Source organism: Niabella agricola (assembly GCF_021538615.1).
In the GTDB taxonomy this organism is placed as follows: domain Bacteria; phylum Bacteroidota; class Bacteroidia; order Chitinophagales; family Chitinophagaceae; genus Niabella; species Niabella agricola.
This window is the reverse complement of record NZ_JAJHIZ010000003.1, coordinates 4,584,429-4,607,362: the sequence shown is the minus strand read 5'-3', so window position 1 is coordinate 4,607,362 and position 22,934 is coordinate 4,584,429. Positions and strand designations below refer to the sequence as shown.

The following is a 22,934-nucleotide window of genomic DNA, read 5'->3' as shown; positions in this document are numbered from 1 at the left end:
ATTTATTTTAGTAGTTCTTTCAGTTTATTTTTTATCCTGTTTAAGCGCACCCCTATATTATTGGTGCTCAAACCGGTTATTGTCGCAATTTCTTTATAGCTAAAATCCTCAAGGTACAGCGCTATTATGGCTTTTTCTGAGTCATTCAAAGTACGTAAGGCCAAAAACAACCGTTCGGAATACTCCGGAATCTTTTCTTCGGACGGATGGATGCCTTCGGGCAGGTCCCGGTAATAGTCAATTACTACCGATGGTTTCCGGTAGATGGTAAGCGCCGTATTCAGTGCAACCCGGTAGATCCATGAGCTTACTTTTGAAGCTCCTTTGAATGAAGGATACGATTTCCAGAGCTGATAAACGATTTCCTGGAATAGGTCTTCCTGATCCTCCCGGTTATCCCTGTACAGATTGCAAATTTTATAAATAATTTTCTGATGCTCATGGATTGCCTTTAAGATTTCTGTTTCCATGCGATCCTTATTTTTAATCAGTAGTATGATTCTTTAAAAATCCTGCCATACATTATATAGGTTGTTTATTGGGCCGAAATCTTACAGATTTATCAAAAAAAATTTAACCGCTAAAGGGCATAAAAAAAGCTGCCGGCTTTCGCGCGGCAGCTTTTCAATATCAAAACGAGCCGGATTATTCTGATTTACCAGAATTTTCCTGATCCAGTTTTTTACGGATATCCGCTAAAGCGCTCAGGTCACCCAGGGTTGCTTTTTCAACCTTGCTCTGGATATTCTTCACCGCTTTTTTGGTTTTTTCCGCTTCAGCGCGTGCATCTTTCTTCACAGATTCTCTTTCTTCGTATGCGGATTGTTCCCAAACGCGGGTATGAGACAATACAATGCGCTTTTCATTGCGATCGAATTCGATCACCATGAACGGAGCGGTTTCGTCTAAGCTTACAGACTTACCATCCTGTGTAGCCAGGTGACGGTTGGGAGCAAAACCTTCCAGGCCGTAAGGCAGCTGAACGGTAGCACCTTTATCATCTCTGCGAACGATGGTTCCTTCATGCACACTGCCGATGGCAAAAGTGTCCTGAAGGGTATTCCAGGGATCTTCCTCCAGCTGTTTGTGTCCCAGCTGTAGTTTGCGGTTTTCTTTGTCGATTCCCAGGATGATCACGTCAATATTCTCGCCCACTTTCGTATACTCACCCGGATGGTTGAAGCGTTTCAGCCAGCTCAGGTCGCTGATATGGATCATACCACCGATACCCTGTGCCAGTTCTACAAACACACCGTAGTTGGTGATGTTCTTCACTTCGCCGGTATGTTTGGTACCTTCTGCAAAACGGGTTTCGATATCGCTCCATGGGTCTTCTGTCAGTTGTTTAATAGACAGGCTCATTTTGCGGGTATCTTTATCCAGCGTTACAATCTTCGCTTCGTGCTCATCACCCAGCTTGAAGAAGTCTTTCGCATTCACAGGCGTGTTCGCCCATGTAATTTCACTTACGTGAACCAGACCTTCCACACCCGGAGTGATTTCCAGGAATGCACCGTAGTCTTCAATATTCACCACTTTACCTTTCACAGTATTGCCTTCAACAATGCCTTCAGGCAGCACATCCCATGGGTGCGGAGTCAGTTGTTTCAGACCCAGGCTGATGCGTTTTTTCTCGTCGTCGAAATCCAGTACCACCACGTTCACTTTCTGATCGATCTTCAGTACTTCGTTCGGATGAGAAATGCGTCCCCATGAAATATCGGTGATATACAGTAAACCATCCAGTCCACCCAGGTCCATAAACGCACCAAAGTCGGTGATGTTCTTAACAGTACCTTCCAGTACCTGACCTTTTTCCAGTTTACCGATGATCTCAGCACGTTGTGCTTCAATATCGCTCTCGATAAGCGCTTTGTGCGATACCACGGCATTCTTAATGGTTTCGTTGATCTTAACCACTTTAAATTCCATGGTTTTACCCACAAACTGGTCGTAATCGGTAACGGGCTTCACATCGATCTGAGAACCTGGCAGGAAGGTTTCCATACCAAATACATCTACAATCAAACCACCTTTTGTTTTTGAAGTAACCTGTCCGGTAACTACTTCACCTGTTTTGTTTACTTCCACAATACGCTCCCATGCGCGGGTAGTGCGGGCTTGCTTACGGCTCAGGTTCAGATGACCATCCCGGTCTTCTTTCTCAACGATCATCACTTCTACTTCATCACCTACTTTCAAACCCTGAAGATCGCGGAATTCATTCAGAGAGATCAAACCATCGCTTTTAAAACCGATATTCAATACCACATCTGTGTTGGTAATACCTACAACGGTACCGTTGATCAGTTCACCGTCGTTTAATTGCACGAAGGTGTTTTCATACACTTTGTCGTACTTTTCTTTTTCTTCTTTGGAGTAAGAAGAAACATTGCGTTTGTCCACGCTCCAATCGAAGTCGTCGTGCGCAGTTTCTACCGCAGCGGGTGCTTCCGCCGGTTTAGCGGCTTCTACAGGTGCAGTGGTTGTCGCTGTAGATGCTTCTTCTACCGGTTCTCCGGCAGCGCCCGCATTCTCCTGTGCATCAGCGTTTAATTGTTTAAAAAATAATTGAAACATAAATAAATCCGAAGGTTTTTAAATTCGGACTGCAAAGTTACGAAATTCCGGGGGATTCACCTAATCACTCTCAAATAGATAATTCATTGATTTTCATTTGATAAGCTTCAGTACTATGCTCAACTTCCTTGCGTCGCACCTTTGTACTGCCGTGCATGTGGCGGCTTTAAGGAACCGTGGCTACCGCAAACCGGTCGGACACCGCATCCATTAATAAAAATTATATATGAAAAAATTAACATTACCCAAAACCCTAGATGTATATTTGACAGCAGCAACCAGTTAAACAATATAATGCGACCACGAAATATTTATTACTGCTCACACTCTTAATAGCAGCAAAGCTTACACCCATTGTGAACTTAGAAACAGATGCCTATCTGATTCCGGTAATAGTTACCGCTCATTAACAATCAGAATAAAACCAAAATGAAACAACTATCCTTTTTTATCCTTCCGCTCCTCTTCAGCTTTCCGGTGGCAGGTCAGGACCTGAGTGAGATTATTTATCCAGACAAATTCAGAAACTCAAAATCTGACTTAGCGAAAAACAATATAGCTATGGAAACAATTTATGAATACAATTCACAAAAGAAAAAATTAGACTCAACAAAAGCCTGCACAATTACCTATGACAAAGAAGGCAATATCCTTAACAAACAGGATTTTTATAACAATATGCTTTCAGTAAATGAACGCTATGTATATACTGCCGACAAAAAACTCCACCAAATAATAATAGATTCTTATCCTTCAGAAGACCAGCGGATCTTTGAATACGAGTATGATAGCCTGGGAAATGAGGTAAAAGAATATATTTACAACCGGGACACCACCTCTCTGGTTACAAATGTAAAACTGTACAACAGTAAAAATCAGATCTCAAGATACTACACAAAAAAAGGCTATGACAGTTTTAGGTTAGAAAAGATTTACTATTACAATGAAGCCGACATACTAACTAAAATTGAAATATACCAATCAATGCCCCAAGTAAAGTCAATCTTTTCGTATATCGTCAACACAAATAACAATTATGAAATAGCCTACCATCAGGAACTAAGCAACAACAAAAGAAAAGAAGAATTTATTTTTGACGGATCAAACCGTTGTATCCGGTTAAACGGGTATGCGATCCAGCCAATCGTTTATATCAATGAAATTGGTGTATCAAAGCGAGAAATCAAAATAATTCCAAGAACACAAGAATTTGAATATAATATTGATGGGACGCTGTTTCGAATGACGGAAAAAGTTGGCAAAAAAACGACAACCCTTAGAAAGCATTTCTATACAAAGCATTAAAATCATGATGGCAAATAAAACCGCCTTCTATTCATTAAACCGCTATAAACAAATCGGCTATGGCAATGAGCCTTTCCCCAAAATACACACAGGATGTTTCACTTGACAATTTTTCAAGAGAACAATTTCTCGTTATCGCATTAGAAGCTGCAAAAAAACTGAACTGGAATATCGGCAACATAAGTGAAACGGGTTTTGTTGCCTATACCAAATTTTCCGCGAAGTCCTGGAGTGAAGCAATTGAGCTGACCATTGAAAACCGGGAAGCCCGGTTGAAAAGCGAATGCACCGGAAACCAGGTTGTTGACTGGGGCAAAAACAAAGAGAACATTGAAAACCTGTTATCTACAGTTAACGAAATAAAAAACGATTTCACTCCCCAAATGCTGGCTCAGCGATATGAAGAGCTGCAACCAGCCCTGACCGGAACCAGCCCAGCTGGCGGGCCGCCGCCAGTGACAAAGACAAATTTCGCAGGTTTTCTTTCCTTCTTCAAACCCACAAAGGGCTATTTCATTACACCGATCTTAATCGACCTCAATATTGTCATCTTCCTCCTCATGATTGCATCCGGCGTCAATATTCTAGTACCGGATAGCGGAAGTCTGATCAGCTGGGGTGCAAATTTCCGGCCAATAACATTAAGCGGCGAATGGTGGCGCCTGGTCACCAGCTGTTTTATCCATATTGGGATCTTCCATTTGTTCATGAACCTGTATGCCCTCCTTTACATCGGTTTGCTTTTAGAGCCCCTGCTGGGCACAACCAGGTTTGCAGCCGCCTATTTATTAACCGGTATTGCGGCCAGTGTAACAAGTTTGTGGTGGCACGATCTGACGGTCAGCGCAGGCGCATCCGGTGCAATCTTTGGGTTGTATGGCGTTTTTCTCGCATTGCTGACAACAAACCATATTGAAAAATCAGCCAGGAAAGCCTTCCTCACCAGTATCGGGGTCTTCGTAGGCTACAATTTACTCAATGGTCTCAAAGGCGGCATTGATAACGCCGCACATATTGGCGGGCTTATCAGCGGCCTCCTTATTGGCTATGCCTATTTCCCGGGGCTTAAACATACCGGCAACAAGAACCAGGAATACAAAACAACCGGCATTCTTGCTGTCTTGGTACTTTCAGTTTCCTTTTACATTTATAAAAAGCTACCAAACGACATTGGCAATTATGATGCGAAAATGAAGACATTTGTTTTGAGAGAAACAGCCGCACTGGGAATTTACAGCCTGCCGCAGCATACACCAAAGAACAAACTGCTTCTACAGATCAAGGACAGCGGTATTTATTACTGGCAGGAGAACATCAAACTGATCAATGAACTGGAGCAATTAAAGCTACCGGATGCTATTCATGACAGAAATAAAAAACTGTTAGATTACTGTGCGTTGCGAATAAAAAGCTATCAATTCATTTACAAAGCCGTGGACCAGGACACCGATAGATATAAGGACAGTATCGATTATTACAACCAGCGAATTGAAACGATTATCAATGAGCTGAAAGGACCATAAAAACGCTACTCCGGGCGGCTTCCTGAACGATCGGACTCCATCTACAAGGAATTCTTTAAAAAAAAACGCATGGCAAATAATTGAACCAACCCGATCGTAAGATATATCAGGAAACAATCCCGAGTTGAAAAAATGGACGGAGTAGCTGCGATAAAATAAGCATCAGCGAACGATCCTGAACCGATACAGACAACCCAAAAACAGAAAAATGAAACAGCAGGTTTTTGCAAACAATGCAACGGAGATATTAAAAACCGATGACCATATTATTGGACTGGCGGTTGCCGGGTCCTGGCTCACAAATGAACTGGATGAATACTCCGATCTTGATCTGATTCTGGTAACGAAGCAAAAAATTACGGACAACAAAGACCAGATGCTTGACTATGCAAAAAAGCTCGGCAATCTTTTATCCGGGTTTACAGGGGAGCATGTGGGCGAACCCAGGGTCCTGATTTGCCTCTATGACAACCCGCTCCTGCACGTTGATCTGAAATTTGTAACGCTTGAGGAATTTCACCATCGTATTGAAACACCAATGGTATTGCTCGACAAGAACAGACAACTTGAGTACGCAATTAACAACTCCGAGGCAAGGTTTCCATACCCCGACTATCAATGGATTGAAGACCGCTTCTGGATCTGGATACATTACGCCTTATTGAAAATAGGCCGGGGTGAGTACCTGGAAGCCTACGACTTTTCCGGTTTTTTAAGAATGGCGGTGCTTGGTCCTCTATTGCATGTTAAAAATAAGACCCTGCCCCGAGGTGTGAGAAAAGTCGAAACCGAATTATGTACCGCCGACCTCAACCTGCTAAAACTTACTATTCCGGCCTACAACAAACAATCCTTGTTAAATAGTTTAAGAAATGCAGTCTTACTATACAAACAATTGCGGACAGATCTTTACGGTAACAATGTACGGCTTCAAAATCAAACAGAAGTGAAAGTGATGCATTATTTCGACGAAATGGAGCGTTAAAAACAAGGAGGATTGTCGATAACAGGATGGGCGTGGCAAAAAAACCCAAACCCGGAGACAAGCAATTGATCCCCTCCTCCGCCAACAATAAAACACGGTTTTAGCGCACTATTTACAGACAAAACAAACCGGCGGAAGCGGAGCTTTTAACTTTGCAATCCAAAGCACTTTCAATAACTTTAGGTTGTCAAATATTCTTAAATTTAATATTGTCGAAATGAAAACAAAAGCATTCAGCACTGTAACTGCGCTTTCAACGGTAATAACCCTGTCGGCAGCATTACTTAGTGTGATCGGCATCGCCTTCACCGGTCTTTACCCGGGCATCTTGGTGTTATTGTTTGTGACTCTCATTCCCATTGCCTCCAGGTTTTTCGCAAAAAAGATTAACGGCAGACCTCATCATTTTCAGCAGCACTACTACACATCACTCACCGTCGTTAATTTGCTGTTGATCCTGGTTGTAGTGTGGATGGCATTCGTAATTGTGCATGACCGTGTGCTGCACGATTGTTGCTGATCGGCAGGCCTGCGTTCCTTGTTAACTTTATAGCGTACCTTTATACCGCTGATCAGTTGCGGTACGGTCCTGGGGCAGCCGACCGGCATTTACATCTAACCATATCATTCTTAATTTATGAAACAGCCATTTAAAATTGATGTTCCGCAATCTGTATTGGACGATTTGCGTAACCGCCTGGCCGCCACGCGCTGGGCCGGGGCGATGAACGATGCAGGATGGGATACCGGCACCAATAAATTGTACCTGCAGGAACTTTGCCGGTATTGGCAGAACGATTTTGACTGGAAAAAACAGGAGTCTTATCTAAACACCTTTCAGCAATTTACAACAACAATAGATGGTTCTGAAATTCATTTCATTCATGAAAGAGGGAAAGGACAGGTTTCTACACCTCTGCTATTGATACACGGCTTTCCGGATAGCTTCCTCCGCTTTGTAAAACTCATTCCCCTTTTAACGCAGGCAGATGCAAATGGGAACTCCTTTGATGTGGTAGTGCCTTCCATCCCCGGTTATGGCTTTTCCAGGCCAGCTATGGCTAACGGAATGAACCCGCAAAAAATAGCGGGGCTGTTTGCATCCCTCATGTCAAATGAATTGGGCTATAAAAATTTTTTTGTACATGGCGGCGACTGGGGCAGCACCATTGCCGAACAGCTGGCCTTACACCACACAAACAGCCTGCTGGCGCTGCATCTTACAGATATACCGTTTACAAGGATCTTAACCATCCCTGGCGGCGAATTAAGCCAGGCAGAAAAAAAATACCTCGAAGCGGGAAAACAATGGCAACAAACAGAAGGCGGATATGCCCTGCTGCAAAGTACAAAACCCCAAACCCTGGGGTATGCCCTGAACGATTCCCCGGCGGGGCTGGCAGCATGGATCATCGAAAAGTTTTACACCTGGAGCGATATAAAAGGCGATCTTGAAAACGCATATACAAAAGATGAACTGCTTGCTAATCTCACCCTATACTGGGCTACCCAAACCATCACTTCCGCAATGCGGTTGTATTACGAAACCATGAAAACCGCAATTCCGGCAACGCCGAATTCACCTTACAGCTTCCAAAAAATACCGGTTCCTGCGGCTGCAGCCATTTTCCCCAAAGACATGATCCCCGCTCCCAGGGAGTTTGCCGAACGTTTTTTTAATATTCAAAGATGGACCGAAATGCCCGAAGGCGGGCACTTTGCAGCATGGGAGCAACCTGCACTTCTGGCAAATGACATCCGGGCATTTGCCCGGTCATTAGCCCCAAACTGAATGTTGACATAACCTTTGACCGGCCCCAAAAATACCTGGAGGACGGCTTACCGGGTCCTTTCGGGGATGCCCGGGAAAAACAGCAATTTTGGAGAAGCTGAAAAATGCCATCGGCTGCATTTTTGCAGTACAAACAACCCATAAAAATGAAGTCAATATTCGATCCGGAAACAAGACAGGAAATCATTCGCAGAATTGATTCTCTTACAGAAAACGACAACCCGCAATGGGGAAAAATGACCGTTACACAAATGGTAAGGCATTGCGCACTTTGTGAAGAATATTATTACGGTAAAATAAAAATCAGCCGGTCTTTTATCGGGCGCATCTTCGGCAAGCAGGCGATCAACTCCATCTTGAAGGATGAAGATTCAACCTTCAAAAAAAATGCTCCCACCCCACCGGCATTTAGAGTAACACAACCGCTTCATGATCTCGAAAGCGAAAAGCTGAAATGGAAAACCCAGGTAGAACGTTACAGTACATTTGACCAGGAACAGTTCCTGCACTGGTTTTTTGGTATGCTAACAAAAGAGCAGCTGGGACAGTTTATTTACAAACATTCCGATCATCATCTAAAACAGTTTAATGCCTGACGGCAAGATTCCTTCCCCGGTGTGCTTTCGCTGCTCCGTAACATCCTCCGCAGCGAGGCTGCAGTAGCACATCTTACCGGATCTCCTTCCGGAAACCGGTAAGGAAGTTATCCTTAAGTACCTTGTTTCTTCACCCTCGACGGGGCATTCGCATACCATTTACGGTCATAGCGTACAAAAAAAGAAAGCCAGATACTTCGTGCCATGCGCATCAGCACGGGCTGCATACAAATAAGAAAAACGGCATTAAAAATCAGCCAGTAGATCCACCGGTCGTCATAAATACTTAACCCGATAAATACCCACCAGGCCACCAGGGTAGACACACTCAACGCCACAGCCAGTGCATAGCTTACATAACCGGCACCGAAGTAAAAACCCGTTTCCAGCTCGAAGGGTTGTTTACATACCGGGCACGCCTGGTACATGCGCATGGTCGTTTTTAACTTGTACGGGTTTTTTACCTCAAACATACTGTGCCGGCGGCACCGCGGGCATTTGGAAGCTACCACGTTTAAATAACTGGGTACTTTATCTTTTTCCTTATCAGTAGCTGCATTTATTGTAGGTACGGGTTCCATATATCTATTTATTACGTTACTTTAAAAATTGTCTCCGGAATTCGTCGGGGGTTAACCCTTCATATTTCTTAAAAAAGCGGTTGAAATAGGAGTTATCCTGAAAATTAAGCTCATAAGCGATTTCAGCTACTGTTTTATTAACATTGATCAGCAGGCGCTTCGCCTCCAGCAACACCCGGTTGCGGATCAACTCCCCTGCTGTTTGCCCCAAAAGATCTTTACAAAGCGCATTCAGATGATTGGGCGTGATGTACAACAGATCGGCATATTCTTTCGGCAGCCGGATGGATTTGTAATGTACATCAATTAACCGCCGCAAGTTATGTAAAATCATTTTCTTTTGTTCAGGAATCGCTTTGGCCGGATGACCTGCCATTTCAGTGCTCATTAATAGCAGGATCTGCAATAAAAGCACCCGGTTCATATCAGCAGGCGACTGTGCATCCAGCGCCGAACCAATCAGTTCTTCAAAAAGAGCCGGTATCTTTTCATGGAGCGGTGCCGGCAGTTGAAACACACTTTCTGCACTGATGCCGCTAAAAAAAGGGAACCGTTCCAGGTAGTAGGGGTTGTATAAAAAATCCCTGAAAAAATGATCGGGGAAATTGACTACATAACCATTAACTGCGGAGGTAAAATGCCAGCTGTGTACCTGTCCCGGAACCATACAGTATACCTGGAAAGGCCGCACTTCAAACCGGTCAAAATCGATCGTATGCGATCCTTTTCCGGAAGTAAAAAGTACCATATGATAAAAGGAATGCCGGTGTGGCCGGTGCAGGTGTTCGTAATGCTTTTCCAGATATCTAGAAAAGTGCTCGGCCTGCAATTCCGTTTGCTGTAAAGGCTCAGGGATCATGTTCCGGATGGAATAAACAGGTATTTTCTCCTTTTGCACCACGATGCAAAGGTACAGAACGGTTTTCCCGCGGCCCGGACCAAAAAGGGGTATTTATGGTACTTTTTACCGATAGTTTATTTTCCGGTGGTTTCCCGCTTTACCAGCACCGAATCCATATTGATACGTTCCGGAACATACCGGGCGGGTTTTTCGAGGGCGAGGATCAGTTGTTGTACAGCCGCCTGCCCTATTTCAAAAGCCGGCTGGGTAATCGTAGACAGCGAAGGCTTCAGCAAGTGTGCCGTAGGCATATTGCTAAAACTCAGTAATTTCAGCTTCCCCGGCATATCAATCCGGTGCTTCCGGCAAATATCATAAGCGATTAGCGCGTGAGTTTCCACAGAGGTAAATAAGGCGTCCGGCGCGTTTTTCTGCAGGAGGGTCTGTTCAATCAGTGTGGTATCATGTGCGTAATCCTTCCGGCTGGTGAGAATCCATTCCGGGCGTACCGCAATTCCTGCATCTTCCAGGGCCTTTTTGTACCCCTGCAACCGGTCAATGCCAATGGAAATTTTGTCAGAAACCTGGCAATGGGCAATGCGTTTACAGCCCTGCTCTATCAGGTAACGGGTACCATTATAGGCACTTTCATAATTATTGGTAGCAATAATGCTGCTGTTGCTAAATCCGTCAGCCACCCGGTCGAAAAATACAAGCGGCAGTCCTTTTTCCTGCAGGGCCAGTAAGTGTTCGGTATCATCAATCGGACTTGTAAGCGAGATCACCACTCCATCTACCCGGCCATTGGTCATATGCCGCACCACGTCCTTTTCATATTCCGGGTTTTCATTGGTAATATAGATCAGCACATGATACCCGCGGGCATGCGCCGTTTCCTGTATCCCCTTGATGGCAAAAATGAAAAAGTTATTGATAATGTCGGGCACAATGACCGCGATCGTTTTGCTTTTAAACTTCCGCAGGCTGCCGGCATAAGGATTGGGTTCATAATTCAACTCACGGGCCAGATCCATTACCCGTTTTTTTGTATCGGCACTGATCTCATGACTGTCGCGCAGCGCTTTTGAAACAGTGCTTATAGAAAGATGTAAAAGAGAAGCCAGTTTTTTTAAATTGATCGGTTCCGTATTCATCCCTACCCCCTTTTTTATAAATCCTTTTCAGGGATGAAGATAAGAAATTAATAATGGTAAACGCCGCTCTGCGTCGCCGCTCATCCAATAATTACGGAATCGTTGCCGGAAGCCAGCAGTAAAGTGCTAAATACTTAAACAGCAGCCGCAAGAGAACCAGAATTCAAAACAAGAACCGGTCTCAAAGCAGTACACCATGTTTAAGCCCTGCTTCCTGGCATGCACATGCTCGCATCTCCACAGTTTCAAATTTTCAAACCGCAGCCGCTACCGGCTGTGCTTTTGCCTTCAGTTTTACGGGCCTGCTCCCGGGCTTTTTCTTTTTCAGTTTGTTCAGCCAGATAATGGTGCCGGTTACCGGCAAACTGGTGGCAATCAAACAGCAGATACAATAAATGATCTTTGAAAAAAGTCCATAGATCTCACCGGTATGTATCGGCCGGATACTGGCCGCTATTTTCTGTCCCGTTGTTTTGGAGGCGAAAAGCTCTTTTTTCAGCACCGCACCGCTGTAAGCGTCGATCATAACCCGGTCCGTTGCCGCACTATTCCAGGAAGCGGCATTATTTTTTGAAACACTGAAGGCACCTGAACTGTCTGCCGGGAAACTCAAACGTGTGGTGCCGGCATAGCTAAGCTGGCTGCCGGCCACTTTTAATACTTCATCGGCAGAAAGCATTGCAGCCCCCGAAGCCATCGATTGAAGCGGCTTTTCTTTCTTTCCGCCAAATACTTCTGCACCCAGTACGGATGAAGCGCCCTTTTTGTACCAGTCAAACGACCAGCACAAACCGGTAAGCGACATGATCAGTAAAAAAATAAAGGAATAAAATCCCAGTACATTGTGCAGGTCATGATTGATGCGTTTCCATTTTCCGGAAAACAGGATTACAAAACCCTGCCTCCAGTAACGCAGCCGCCGGGGCAGCCATAAAATGATCCCCGAAAGCAGGAGCACCACAAAAATGAGGGTGGCAACACCTACCACGACGCGCCCGGTTGACTGCTCCATCAGGAGCCAGCGGTGCAGTTTCATCATAATCATAAAAAACCTGCTGCTTCCGGTTTCCGTATCGCCTGTAATGGTACCGGTATAGGGGTTTACCAATACCGTTTTTCCCCTTCCCTTTTCCTTGCCCTTAGGCTTCAGGGAGAAGGACCAGGCTTTTTCCGGCTGACCAGGAATGGTAACACCGGCAACCGGGCTTCCCTGTACTTTTTCAACAATGGCGACCAGCGCGGTTAACGGCTGTGCCTGCATGCCCGCTCTATAGTTTACAAAATATACGTCTTTATTAACACGCTCTTCTATTTCAGTGCGGAACGTATAAATGGTACCCGAAAGGCATACCAAAAAAAGTACGATTCCGCTGGCCAGTCCAAGCCAGAGATGGATGTCGTTAAAGAATTTCCTGAATTTTCCCCGTTGCATAAGCCGCAAAATTATCGGGGGTAATTCTACGGCATTTACGAAATCGGGAATTTTTTTACACAGCGCTCGTTTATTCCATACCGGCCAGTTTTTTAAGAAGACTCCGGAATCCCCGGGGATCAGCCAGCGGAAGCGCTGCTGCATCCACCGCGCGAATAGTTCCCTGTGGATCTACCAGGAACGAGGCGGGCAGGGCACTTGCATTCCACCTGCGGGCCACCCTTTTTTCTTCATCCATTGTATCGATCAGCTGCGGCCAGCCCATTTTGTCTGCAGCAATCGCACGCTCCCATTTTTCACGGTCGGTATCCACTGAAATACTGATGATTTCAAAAGGCAGCGCTTTTAACCGTGGGTACCGCTGTACCAGCTTGCGGTTCTCCACCCTGCAGGGTACACACCAGGACGCCCAAAAAACCACGAGCACGGTTTTTCCCCTATAATCGTTTAATGAAACCGGCGTTCCCTGCCGGCTGTTTAATGTAAAATGAATTGCCGGCGTTGGAGCAACCATCGTTTGGGCCATGGCGACCATCACCAGTAGCAACAACAGTCCTATGCAGACGACCCGTTTTGCCATCGGATAACAATGGGGCTATTACGGCTTAGCCGCATACGTTTTGGTACGTTCATACCGGCAACAGGCATGTAGCTTCTCGTAGGCCGCGTCGCTGCCCCTGATCTCCTGGGTATCGTACCCGGCATCGGCCACGGCCTGCTGAATTTTGCTGCTGCTGGTATTTTTTGCATTGTATTTTACATCGAGCGTTTTTGAGGGAATATCCCAAACAGCCTCGCGTGCCCCGGCCGTCTTCGCAGCTTTTTCAATCGTTTTTTTGCACATACCGCAATTGCCGGAAACGGCGATCTTTTCGGTCTTTGTTTGCGCCCCGGCTCCATAGGCTGTCAGTAACATAACCATAGCAAGGAGCAGCGATCCCATTGTTTTCATATATAATCTGTTTTAAATAAACCTGCCCTTATAAGACTGTACTGGCTTTGAACAGGTTGTATGCGTCCTTGTTCAATCCATCAGGTCTTAATTCACAAATCCCCAGAAAACGCCCAGGCGGATCAGCAGTCCGGGGTATGGATAATCTGTTGCTGCGAAATTATTATTGGTAAAACCCCAGCTGCCATCAAGATTGCGGAAGGTATTCAGATTCTCTGCCCGTACAAATGCCTTGAAGGAATTGATGCGAAAATTCAGGTAAGCTGCAATATTGGGTAATTTGTATTGCACGGTCTGGTCATCCTGGTAAAAGAATTGCCCCAGCACCGGCGAATAGCCATCGCCCTTGTAGTTGGTACGGTATTTTGCCTCCAGTCCCATGGCGATATTCAACCGGGGATACCCCAGTTTCCCTTCATAGCCGATCCGGTTCCGCGTATAGATCGTGGGAATATGCAGGGGCGCCCCCCCTACTACCTGTTGAAAATACACTTCGGTACGCCATTTCCACTGCTTGGTTTTACCGGCTTCAAACACTTTATTGACCCCGATCTGCAATATATTAAACAGGGAATTGTATTGGTTCACCTTATAATAATCGGTGTAGTAGGTATAATTAGTCATCAGGTAATAATGCCCCACAAGACCCAGTTTGATCAGGGGCTGATAAATGCTGGCATACAAATGAGTGATGTTCTCTTTTTTCAAACCCGGGTTGCCGCCCTGCATCAGGTAAAAACTGCTGATGGGGTTCTGCATGATGAAGGAAGGCGTCCGGTTCACGTTTTGGGCGCCCAGCATCAGGCTACCGATCTTTTTCCCCAGCAGGCTCTGGATGCTGGCTCCGGCTTCATAATCACCGGCGTTCATGCCTGTAAAATAAAGCTTTCCATTGAGCATCATATCCCATTTCTGGTTCTTGGTTCGATTGCGGTATTCTCCGTGCCCGAAAATGTTATAAAAATTCTTTTTCTCACGGTCACGGATCAGCTCCAGCGGGCTTTCACGTTGTAAGGTATCAAACACCCCCGACAGGTTCTGAACGGCAGCGCCCAGTTTTATAAATTGCTGGGTATTCTTGGAATCCGGAAACGTGTAAATGGAAAAATCATTTACCATTTCCTTCCAGTCGTCACGCTTTAAAAAACCGTTGTTCGCGCTCCCCCCCGACAATGCATAATATGTCTGGTAATATGCCACATCCGGAGCGGCATCCGTAAACTCGAAGGTATATTTGCTGTACCGGATCGTATGCTCTAAACGTATCCGCGGAAAAAACAATGGCACCACAGAACTGTCTGTCACCAGCGAATCTTTCCTGCCCAGGTCATATTGCTGGCGCATGAGCACATTGAAATCGGCATACCGGTTACCGGTGCTGATATTAGTGTTGAAAAAATCCGCAGAATAGCGGGTGCTGCCCCCCAGCCGAACGGGGATGTAGTCTCTTCGGGCATAATCTACGCTGTCGATGTAACTGCTGTTTACAATACCTCCGCTTTCCGTGTTCTGAAGTTTATTGGCGGCAAGAATAAAGTAGTTGTTATAGCGCTTATTGGTAGACTGTACCCAGTTGGTAACGTAGTAGCTGTTGTGGGCGGATTTTTGGTTTTGGAATATCCCCGGTGAGTTTACGAGGCGATACGAAAAATGCACGTTCCAGTTGGGGCGGATGTTTTGCGTATGCATCAGCTCGATGAATTGCTCGGAACGGGTTCCCAACAGGTAGTTCAGCTCTGAATAAGGCCGGGTAGCCGTAAAGAACCGGGCTTTCTCAACGGTATATTTGTAAATATCAAAAGCATGAAAGCCGGGGTCCCAGCCAGCCTGCATTCTTGGCTTAAAGATATAGGACTGTGCCGCATTCCCAAAGTTCCCAAGGTAATTATATTCAGCCGGAATGGGATAATACTTTGTAAAATCATTGATCGAAGAATCCATCTTATATGCCCGCAGGGTATCCAGATAGCGGTAAGTAATGGTCACGGAATCTTCGTATTTATTTCTCCGGGCCAGGCTGTCGTTACCAGACCCTGCATTTTTGATTCCCCGGAACCGGTTGCCAATACCGCCCAATGGATCCTGCGCCTGTGCGTAGATTCCCGTCACGATAAGAAACAAAAGAAAATAGAACTTCATTTATTGAATTTATGCGCGGGCCACCATTTCCGTAAATAAATGAGCCAGTTTGGGCTCCGCCGCCCTGGCTGCTTCCAGTACCTCCTCATGCGTGATCACATTTTCCTCCTCGCGGATACCCAGATCGGTAATAATGCTTACGGCAAAAACCTCCAGTCCCATATGGTTGGCTACGATGGTTTCCTGAACCGTGCTCATTCCCACCGCATCTGCCCCCAGTGTATGGATCATTTTGTATTCGGCACGTGTTTCGAATGTTGGACCGGTAACCGCGTAGTAAACCCCCTCCCTGACGGAAATACCAGCTTCCCCGCAGATTTCTTTTGCCCTTGCAATAAGGCTTTTTTTATAAGGTTCGCTCATATCCGGAAAACGCGTACCCCATTCTTCGATATTTTTTCCCACCAGTGGATTGGGGGTGCCAAAACTGATATGATCGGTAATGATCATAATATCACCCACCGAAAAACCCGGATTCACACCGCCTGCAGCATTGCTCAGCAGCAGCTGCCGTATGCCCAGCAGCTTCATTACACGAACAGGGAAAACAACTTCCTGGGGCGTATACCCTTCATAAAAATGAAACCGGCCGGCCATGGCCACTACTTTCTTCCCTGCAAGCGTGCCGAAGATCAATTTACCGGAGTGCCCTTTTACTGTTGAAACGGGAAAATTAGGAATGTCCGTATAAGGCACTTCTTTTTCCACAGTAATAGCCGCAGCAAAATTTCCAAGTCCGCTGCCCAGCACGATCCCTACCTCCGGGGCCACCGGGTATTGTGCCTTTAAAAAGGCAACAGTTTCCTGTACCTGCTCCACAATTGATTCTGACATAAATCCTGCATTAAGTGTGGGCAAATATAATGAAACTAACAGCTACACGCACGCGCCTCGTAAGAATCCCGTGTTTCTTTTAAAACTCTTAACATTCAAACCCTTAGCTGTATTTACAGCCTGCTGAAGCACTAGCCCTTGCCGCGCAGGGTGGCGATCTTTTTTTCGAGGTCCGTTATCTTATCGCTGGTCTTTGTAATGTTCCGTTGCATACTGACAACACTGGAGGTCAGTTTTTCTGCTTTATTGTGACTGGACGAAGAGTTTTTAGCCGCTTTTTTTGCCTTCCGGGCCAGCTTTTCATCCCCTGGGTTCTTTGCCATTTTCTGGGCATAGTCTTTACTCTCTGCTGCCGATTTTGCGGCGTCCTTGTTCGCCTTCTCAAGATCGGTCTGGAGTTTTACCAGTTTGTTCTGATAGTCCGCCAGGTTTAGTTTCTGCTTATTCAGCTCCGTGGTTTGTTTCAGGATCTCCTTGTGCAGTTTTAAGGTTTTAATGGAATCTGCGGAAACGGATTGTGCCTGTGTAAATGTGGTGGCTGTCAGCAATAGGGCCAGCATTAAAAGCAGCCCAGGTGTGTTTTTTTTCATTGCTCTCTTCTATTTTGTTAACGATATGCTCCCGGAACTCCGCTTTGTCAGCAGAGCAGCGTTATCTATATCAGTTATCGCTGCTTCGGGGTGCGTATTAAAGATACGGTTTTATAGGAGACGTGCCAATCTTCCGGAGGTTGCAATAGCCCAAAGATCAACTTTATCCACCCGTGGCATCCTTGCCGGCGCCCCCCCGGAAATCAAATACGGGCCGATACGGCATGCTGAAAATTTGAATGATGCCCGTTTCCGTTGAATCCTTATCTTCGTGCCAAAGTTCTTTTAATGAAATGGGTCCTAACGACTTCATCATTCCGGCATGAAGACGGAGGGGCATATTATCATACGATCATCCATAAACAAAAAAATTATTTACAGATGAATCTTCACGAATATCAGGCCAAGGAATTATTAAAAAAATACAACGTTCCCGTACAGGAAGGTTATGCATGCAGCTCCGTACAGGAGGCTGAAGAAGCATACCGGAAGATTAAAACCGATACCGGCAGCAAATTTGCGGTGGTTAAAGCACAGATCCACGCCGGCGGACGCGGGAAAGGCACCATTAAAGAAACCGGTATCAATGGAGTTAAAGTGGCCAAATCCCTGGAAGACGTGGAGGAATATGCAAAAGGCATCCTGGGCGGAACCCTGGTAACGGTTCAAACCGGACCTGCCGGGAAAGTGGTCAACAAAATTTTTGTAGGACAGGACATGTACTATGATGGCCCTTCTGAAAGACAGGAGTTTTACCTGTCCATTCTCCTGGACCGGAGCAAAGGGCAGAATGTGATCATGTACAGTACGGAAGGCGGTATGAGCATTGAAGATGTAGCACATGAAACTCCTGAAAAGATCTTTAAAGAATGGGTACATCCCTCCGGCCGTTTACTGGGATTCCAGGCACGCAAAATTGCCTTTAACCTGGGGCTGACCGGTGCTGCTTTTAAAAACTGTGTAAAGTTTGTAACCAACCTGTACGACGCATACGTTGGACTGGATTGCAGCATGCTGGAGATCAATCCGCTGTTTAAAGCCGCCGATGATAAAATCATCGCTGTTGATTGTAAGATGAACCTGGATGATAATGCCATGATGCGTCATGCAGACCTGGCTTCGCTGAGAGATATCACCGAAGAAGATCCCACAGAAGTTGAAGCCGGAAAATACAACCTGAACTTCGTAAAACTGGATGGCAACGTAGGTTGCATGGTAAACGGCGCCGGTTTGGCCATGGCCACTATGGATATGATCAAACTGAGCGGTGGTGAGCCCGCCAACTTCCTGGATGTGGGCGGTACCGCAAATGCCCAAACCGTAGAAGCCGGTTTTAAAATCATTATGAAAGACCCCGCGGTAAAAGCGATCCTGATCAATATTTTTGGAGGCATTGTGCGTTGCGACCGTGTGGCTGCCGGCGTTATCGATGCCTACAAGAACCTGGGAAATATTAACATTCCGATCATTGTGCGTTTACAAGGCACCAATGCAGAAGAAGCAAAAAAGCTCATTGATGAGAGCGGACTGAAGGTACAATCCGCCATCTTGTTGAGTGAAGCAGCAGACCTTGTGAAAAAGGCCGTAGCATAGTTTGATTTTATTTACAATTAATGAGAGCGGTTACTTTTAGAAGTGACCGTTTTTTTATGGGAGGTAGTAGAGAGAGATTCGAGAATTGAGATTTGAGAATCAGAATCGAGGTCCGGGATTGGGGCCCAGATGCAAGCGTGGGGCATACGGGGATTCATCATTCCGGTCTTATGCTCAACACTGAAATGCAAAATCGGGAAATCTGAATTCCGTGTCTCTGAACGCTAAACGCCAAACGCTGAACGCCCGTTCCTGATTCTCAAATCTCAAATCTCGATTCTTTCTCCCTCAAATTAAGCCAACTTTAACGATTGAGCAGACAATCTTTCGGGTAACGGTACGTTAAACAAAGAATAACCTCCGTCAGGATCCGTTCTCTAACCCGGACCTGATCTATTACGCTACTAAACCTGAAATTCGATTATGTTTTGCAAACCTGTATGGCTATTCATCACCTTCATTTTAGTAAACACAACGGTTCATTTGCAGGCACAAACAGTTTCCGGCATCCATGGCAAGATCATTGGCCGGTCGGGACTGGGCCTTCCAAACACAATGCTCAGGCTCATTGCTTCCGGGGATTCCGTACAATCAGATGCCGATGGACGGTTTTCAATAAAGGCCAAAAAGGGTGATTCTTTGCGGATTGAAAACGCCCTGTTTCCGCAGCCCTATACCATTGCCGTTCCAGGTTACGACAGCGTACTGATCCGCATTGAAGGTTCCCGGATCCAGGCGGGACGATGGAGCAGCCAGTCCGGGAGCCTGAAGGATACGATCACTGAAGTAACCACTGCTGCGGCAGATACTATTCCCGTAACAGGCACCGCAGCGGCAGGTGATACCGTATTTATAAAAGGACGGGTAACCAACACCAGCGGTCAGCCCCTTGCCAATGCCAGTATCACCTACCCCGATGGAAAAATCTATACCGCCGGCGAAGACGGCAGTTTTTCCATCCCCTACCGGCAAGGCGTTAAAGTGGTGTTCTCCAATGTAGGTAATCCCGACCTTCAAGTAACGTTAACCGACCCCGGAAAACCGCTGTCCGTGCGTTTGGGCGGCAAAAGATCTTCAGAAGAACTGGAACAGGTAACGGTAACGGCCATGGGCATCTCCAAAAAAAGCCGGTCGGTGGGCTATGCGGTCTCAGAGGTGAAAGGTTCTGAAATCCAGACGGCCAAGGAAATGAATTTTGTGAACAGTCTTTCCGGGCGGGTGGCCGGTGTTAACATTACCACCAACAGTGGCTCCATGGGCGGCTCCAGCAAGGTGAATATCCGGGGGCCCAAATCCATACAGGGCGATAACAATGCTTTATTTATTGTAGACGGCATTCCTTTCAGCAACCTCAATACCAACTCCTACAGCCAGCAGATCGGGGGCGGCGGCTTCGACTACGGGAACCCGGTACAGGACGTAAACCCCGACGATATCGACCAGATATCGGTATTAAAAGGCGCTGCTGCAACAGCATTGTATGGCAGCCGTGGTCAGAATGGTGTAGTACTGATCACCACTAAAAAAAGCGATCATAAAAAATTTGGTGTCAACTACAGCCTGAATATTCAAAGCGACCGCGTTTATATATTACCCAACTATCAGAACCAGTATGGCGGCGGAAGCAAGGGCAGTTTTGATACCCTGTTCTATAACAAGAACCCGGAACAATTCTTAAACAGCTCAGCCCCTGCCTACCAGGATCCGGTACAGGGCGGGTACGACCTTTACCCGGAATTTTCGGTGGATGAATCCTGGGGGCCGGCACTGGACGGCCGCCCGGTACGGCATTACTGGTCGTTTGATAAAGCGAAAGGCAACCCTGATTTTGGTCGCACCGCTCCCTGGGCGCCACAGCCGGATAATGTCCGTGATTTTTTTAAACCCGGTCTTACCATCACCAACAGCATCAGCATGGGCGGTAGTAACGACCGGGGCTCCATCCGCATTTCGCTGGCAGATACCCGTCAGCGGTTTGTGCTACCCAATTCGAAGCTGTCGCGCACCAATGCCGGCATCAACGGAACCTATAAGATATCCGAAAAGTTAATCGCAAATGCGGGCGTCCGCTATGCTTATACAGAGGCTAAAGGCCGTCCCGGAACCGGTTTCACGGGTCAGAACATGATGCTGCTGTTCAGCGAATACGGGCAGCGGCAATGGGATATGGAACGCATGAAGCATTATAAATATGCCGACGGCAGCCAGATTACCTGGAACCGGCGGTCTTTCAGTGATCCCTCGGTTGCCTTTGCCAATAACCCTTACTGGACCCGGTACGAGGAATACGAAAGCGATCGCCGGAGCCGGGTATTTGGTTCCATCGGGCTGGATTATAAAGCACTCGACTGGCTTACGTTCAGCACCAAGGTTTTTATGGATGCTTTTAACACACTCCAGGAAGAGCGTACAGCAAAGGGCTACCAGCCGGGGTCTTATCTCCGCAATACCATTGATTTCCGGGAGATGAATTACCTCGCCACGGCAAATGCCAAAAAAGACCTGGGCACCAGGCTGAACCTGGATGTAACCGTAGGCGGCAATATTATGCGGCAGGAGACCAAGCTCTTTACCGGGGCCACCCAATCCGGGCTTGCAGCTGCCGGCGTGTATACCCTGTCCAATAGCGTAGGTCCCATTATTACTTCAGATGCCTATCCGCGCAAGCAGATCAATTCCCTGTTTGGAACAGCCACCATCGGGTATAATAACAGCATCTTCCTGGAATTAACCGGGCGCAATGACTGGTCTTCGGCCTTACTCTCCGGTTCCCGCCCGCGCCCGTACTTTTATCCTTCAGCTTCGGCATCCTTTATTTTTTCAGACTGGATCCGGAATGCACCATGGCTGAACTTTGGTAAGTTCCGGGCCGGGGTTGCCCAGGTGGGCAATGATACTGATCCCTACGCGCTATTTACCGTATACCAGGCCCCTGTTCAGTTTAACGGCCAGTCGATGATTGGCGTGGACCCCACCAAACGGAACCCCAACCTGCTTCCGGAAAAAAGTACGGAAGCAGAAGCCGGTATCGAGCTCAAAATGCTGAATAACCGGTTGGGGGTCGATTTTACTTATTACGACCGCACCACCCGGAACCAGATCCTGTCGATACCCGTATCGCCCACCACTGGTTTCGGGTATTCAATAATCAATCTGGGAAAGATCAATAACAAAGGGATCGAACTACGTGTGGAAGGGACGCCCTTACAGACAAAGGGCGGTTTTACCTGGAACATTGCCGTAAACTTTTCAAAAAACAAAAACAAAGTACTGGACCTGGCGCAGAACGGAACAGAAATTACGGACCGGGTCGTGATCGGGGCCGAGCGGCGGCTTACACCTGCCGTTTCCCTGGTAGCTGTAAAAGGACAGCCCCTGGGCATGTTGTACGGGTTCGATTATGCCTACGATAACCAGGGCCGCAAGATCATTGACTCGGCGGGCACCTACCGGTTAACCGGTTCCAGTGTTCCGTTGGGGAGCGTATATCCCGATTTTGTAGGCGGCGTTTCCAATTCCTTTTCCTATAAGAACGTTTCCTTAAGAGCGCTTATTGACTTCAGTAAGGGCGGCAGGTTCTTCTCTTATACCAATATGTATGGCAAATATTCCGGGCTGCTGGAAGAAACCGTAGAAAATGGTATCCGGGAGAAAGGCATTGATGTATCGGGTGTATTGCAAAACGAAGATGGCAGTTTTACGCCCTATACGGTAAACGTACCAGCAAAGGATTATTTCCAGAATAACTTTGGGCGCAATAACAATGTACACAGCGCCAATGTATATGACGCCAGCTATATTTACCTGAGGGAGGTTACGCTTGGATATAAACTGCCGGACAGGTGGGCAGAGAAAATCAATTCCAGTAATATCACCCTGTCGCTTTACGGCCGTAATCTCTGGCTGATCAAATCCAATGCTCCCAATGTAGATCCTTCCAATATTGCCAATGGTTCCGGAAATATCCAGGGGCTGGAAGGCGGGGCGCTTCCCTCTGTACGTTCCTTTGGTTTGAATTTAAATATCGGATTTTAATC

19 protein-coding genes are annotated in these 22,934 nt (G+C 46.5%); 8 read left to right on the top strand and 11 right to left on the bottom strand.

The window, feature by feature from the left end:
• Positions 1-2 precede the first annotated feature (2 nt).
• Positions 3-470, bottom strand: a complete 468-nt coding sequence (locus tag LL912_RS24410) for an RNA polymerase sigma factor (RefSeq protein WP_235556250.1) — start codon at positions 468-470, stop codon at positions 3-5.
• A gap of 175 nt (positions 471-645) precedes the next feature.
• The gene (gene rpsA, locus LL912_RS24405) at positions 646-2,580 is read right to left on the bottom strand and encodes a 30S ribosomal protein S1 (protein ID WP_235556249.1); all 1,935 of its coding nucleotides are present in this window, start codon (positions 2,578-2,580) and stop codon (positions 646-648) included.
• Positions 2,581-3,009: 429 nt separating this feature from the next.
• On the opposite strand from rpsA, the gene LL912_RS24400 reads away from it, so the two are divergent.
• The 6 genes from LL912_RS24400 (at position 3,010) to LL912_RS24375 (ending at position 8,781) form a co-directional block, all read left to right on the top strand.
• Entirely contained in the window at positions 3,010-3,885 is an 876-nt protein-coding gene (locus LL912_RS24400) for a hypothetical protein (RefSeq protein WP_235556248.1), read from the top strand.
• Positions 3,886-3,944: 59 nt separating this feature from the next.
• On the top strand, positions 3,945-5,408 hold the full coding sequence (locus tag LL912_RS24395; RefSeq protein ID WP_235556247.1) for a rhomboid family intramembrane serine protease: 1,464 nt from the start codon (positions 3,945-3,947) through the stop codon (positions 5,406-5,408).
• A 208-nt stretch (positions 5,409-5,616) separates the two neighbouring features.
• Positions 5,617-6,393, top strand: coding sequence for a nucleotidyltransferase domain-containing protein (locus LL912_RS24390; RefSeq protein WP_235556246.1), 777 nt, complete (start codon positions 5,617-5,619; stop codon positions 6,391-6,393).
• Between the two features lie 217 nt (positions 6,394-6,610).
• On the top strand, positions 6,611-6,913 hold the full coding sequence (locus LL912_RS26360) for a hypothetical protein (protein WP_235556245.1): 303 nt from the start codon (positions 6,611-6,613) through the stop codon (positions 6,911-6,913).
• A gap of 117 nt (positions 6,914-7,030) precedes the next feature.
• Positions 7,031-8,185: an epoxide hydrolase family protein gene (locus LL912_RS24380; RefSeq protein WP_235556244.1), complete on the top strand. Its 1,155-nt coding sequence runs from the start codon at positions 7,031-7,033 to the stop codon at positions 8,183-8,185.
• A gap of 146 nt (positions 8,186-8,331) precedes the next feature.
• On the top strand, positions 8,332-8,781 hold the full coding sequence (locus LL912_RS24375; RefSeq protein ID WP_235556243.1) for a DUF1569 domain-containing protein: 450 nt from the start codon (positions 8,332-8,334) through the stop codon (positions 8,779-8,781).
• Positions 8,782-8,894: 113 nt separating this feature from the next.
• On the opposite strand, the gene LL912_RS24370 is transcribed toward LL912_RS24375, so the two are convergent.
• From LL912_RS24370 to LL912_RS24330, 9 genes are all read right to left on the bottom strand, one after another.
• Positions 8,895-9,362: a DUF983 domain-containing protein gene (locus LL912_RS24370; protein ID WP_235556242.1), complete on the bottom strand. Its 468-nt coding sequence runs from the start codon at positions 9,360-9,362 to the stop codon at positions 8,895-8,897.
• Positions 9,363-9,378: 16 nt separating this feature from the next.
• A complete protein-coding gene (locus LL912_RS24365) occupies positions 9,379-10,221 on the bottom strand; it encodes an AraC family transcriptional regulator (RefSeq protein WP_235556241.1) in 843 nt (280 codons plus the stop codon).
• Positions 10,222-10,337: 116 nt separating this feature from the next.
• Positions 10,338-11,357, bottom strand: coding sequence for a LacI family DNA-binding transcriptional regulator (locus LL912_RS24360; protein ID WP_235556240.1), 1,020 nt, complete (start codon positions 11,355-11,357; stop codon positions 10,338-10,340).
• A gap of 253 nt (positions 11,358-11,610) precedes the next feature.
• The gene (locus LL912_RS24355) at positions 11,611-12,789 is read right to left on the bottom strand and encodes a PepSY-associated TM helix domain-containing protein (RefSeq protein ID WP_235556239.1); all 1,179 of its coding nucleotides are present in this window, start codon (positions 12,787-12,789) and stop codon (positions 11,611-11,613) included.
• A 70-nt stretch (positions 12,790-12,859) separates the two neighbouring features.
• Positions 12,860-13,369 (bottom strand): peroxiredoxin family protein, encoded by a 510-nt coding sequence (locus LL912_RS24350; RefSeq protein WP_235556238.1) that lies wholly within the window; start codon positions 13,367-13,369, stop codon positions 12,860-12,862.
• Between the two features lie 18 nt (positions 13,370-13,387).
• Entirely contained in the window at positions 13,388-13,741 is a 354-nt protein-coding gene (locus LL912_RS24345) for a heavy-metal-associated domain-containing protein (RefSeq protein ID WP_235556237.1), read from the bottom strand.
• Between the two features lie 87 nt (positions 13,742-13,828).
• Positions 13,829-15,880 (bottom strand): putative porin, encoded by a 2,052-nt coding sequence (locus LL912_RS24340; RefSeq protein WP_235556236.1) that lies wholly within the window; start codon positions 15,878-15,880, stop codon positions 13,829-13,831.
• A gap of 9 nt (positions 15,881-15,889) precedes the next feature.
• Complete coding sequence (locus LL912_RS24335) at positions 15,890-16,714, bottom strand: purine-nucleoside phosphorylase (protein WP_235556235.1); 825 nt, start codon at positions 16,712-16,714, stop codon at positions 15,890-15,892.
• A gap of 131 nt (positions 16,715-16,845) precedes the next feature.
• Entirely contained in the window at positions 16,846-17,304 is a 459-nt protein-coding gene (locus LL912_RS24330; protein ID WP_235556234.1) for a hypothetical protein, read from the bottom strand.
• A gap of 288 nt (positions 17,305-17,592) precedes the next feature.
• On the opposite strand from LL912_RS24330, the gene sucC reads away from it, so the two are divergent.
• Both sucC and LL912_RS24320 read left to right on the top strand, forming a co-directional pair.
• On the top strand, positions 17,593-18,897 hold the full coding sequence (sucC, locus tag LL912_RS24325) for an ADP-forming succinate--CoA ligase subunit beta (protein WP_235556233.1): 1,305 nt from the start codon (positions 17,593-17,595) through the stop codon (positions 18,895-18,897).
• Between the two features lie 423 nt (positions 18,898-19,320).
• Positions 19,321-22,932 carry a SusC/RagA family TonB-linked outer membrane protein gene (locus tag LL912_RS24320; RefSeq protein ID WP_235556232.1) on the top strand — a complete coding sequence of 1,204 codons (3,612 nt, stop codon included), beginning with the start codon at positions 19,321-19,323 and terminating at the stop codon, positions 22,930-22,932.
• Positions 22,933-22,934 lie beyond the last annotated feature (2 nt).

Excerpts from the sequence above, each read along its gene's own strand:
- LL912_RS24410 (WP_235556250.1), bottom strand. The coding sequence starts at position 470 with ATGGAAACAGAAATCTTAAAGGCAATCCATGAGCATCAGAAAATTATT.
- rpsA (WP_235556249.1), bottom strand. The coding sequence starts at position 2,580 with ATGTTTCAATTATTTTTTAAACAATTAAACGCTGATGCACAGGAGAAT.
- LL912_RS24400 (WP_235556248.1), top strand. The coding sequence starts at position 3,010 with ATGAAACAACTATCCTTTTTTATCCTTCCGCTCCTCTTCAGCTTTCCG.
- LL912_RS24395 (WP_235556247.1), top strand. The coding sequence starts at position 3,945 with ATGGCAATGAGCCTTTCCCCAAAATACACACAGGATGTTTCACTTGAC.
- LL912_RS24390 (WP_235556246.1), top strand. The coding sequence starts at position 5,617 with ATGAAACAGCAGGTTTTTGCAAACAATGCAACGGAGATATTAAAAACC.
- LL912_RS26360 (WP_235556245.1), top strand. The coding sequence starts at position 6,611 with ATGAAAACAAAAGCATTCAGCACTGTAACTGCGCTTTCAACGGTAATA.
- LL912_RS24380 (WP_235556244.1), top strand. The coding sequence starts at position 7,031 with ATGAAACAGCCATTTAAAATTGATGTTCCGCAATCTGTATTGGACGAT.
- LL912_RS24375 (WP_235556243.1), top strand. The coding sequence starts at position 8,332 with ATGAAGTCAATATTCGATCCGGAAACAAGACAGGAAATCATTCGCAGA.
- LL912_RS24370 (WP_235556242.1), bottom strand. The coding sequence starts at position 9,362 with ATGGAACCCGTACCTACAATAAATGCAGCTACTGATAAGGAAAAAGAT.
- LL912_RS24365 (WP_235556241.1), bottom strand. The coding sequence starts at position 10,221 with ATGATCCCTGAGCCTTTACAGCAAACGGAATTGCAGGCCGAGCACTTT.
- LL912_RS24360 (WP_235556240.1), bottom strand. The coding sequence starts at position 11,357 with ATGAATACGGAACCGATCAATTTAAAAAAACTGGCTTCTCTTTTACAT.
- LL912_RS24355 (WP_235556239.1), bottom strand. The coding sequence starts at position 12,789 with ATGCAACGGGGAAAATTCAGGAAATTCTTTAACGACATCCATCTCTGG.
- LL912_RS24350 (WP_235556238.1), bottom strand. The coding sequence starts at position 13,369 with ATGGCAAAACGGGTCGTCTGCATAGGACTGTTGTTGCTACTGGTGATG.
- LL912_RS24345 (WP_235556237.1), bottom strand. The coding sequence starts at position 13,741 with ATGAAAACAATGGGATCGCTGCTCCTTGCTATGGTTATGTTACTGACA.
- LL912_RS24340 (WP_235556236.1), bottom strand. The coding sequence starts at position 15,880 with ATGAAGTTCTATTTTCTTTTGTTTCTTATCGTGACGGGAATCTACGCA.
- LL912_RS24335 (WP_235556235.1), bottom strand. The coding sequence starts at position 16,714 with ATGTCAGAATCAATTGTGGAGCAGGTACAGGAAACTGTTGCCTTTTTA.
- LL912_RS24330 (WP_235556234.1), bottom strand. The coding sequence starts at position 17,304 with ATGAAAAAAAACACACCTGGGCTGCTTTTAATGCTGGCCCTATTGCTG.
- sucC (WP_235556233.1), top strand. The coding sequence starts at position 17,593 with ATGAAATGGGTCCTAACGACTTCATCATTCCGGCATGAAGACGGAGGG.
- LL912_RS24320 (WP_235556232.1), top strand. The coding sequence starts at position 19,321 with ATGTTTTGCAAACCTGTATGGCTATTCATCACCTTCATTTTAGTAAAC.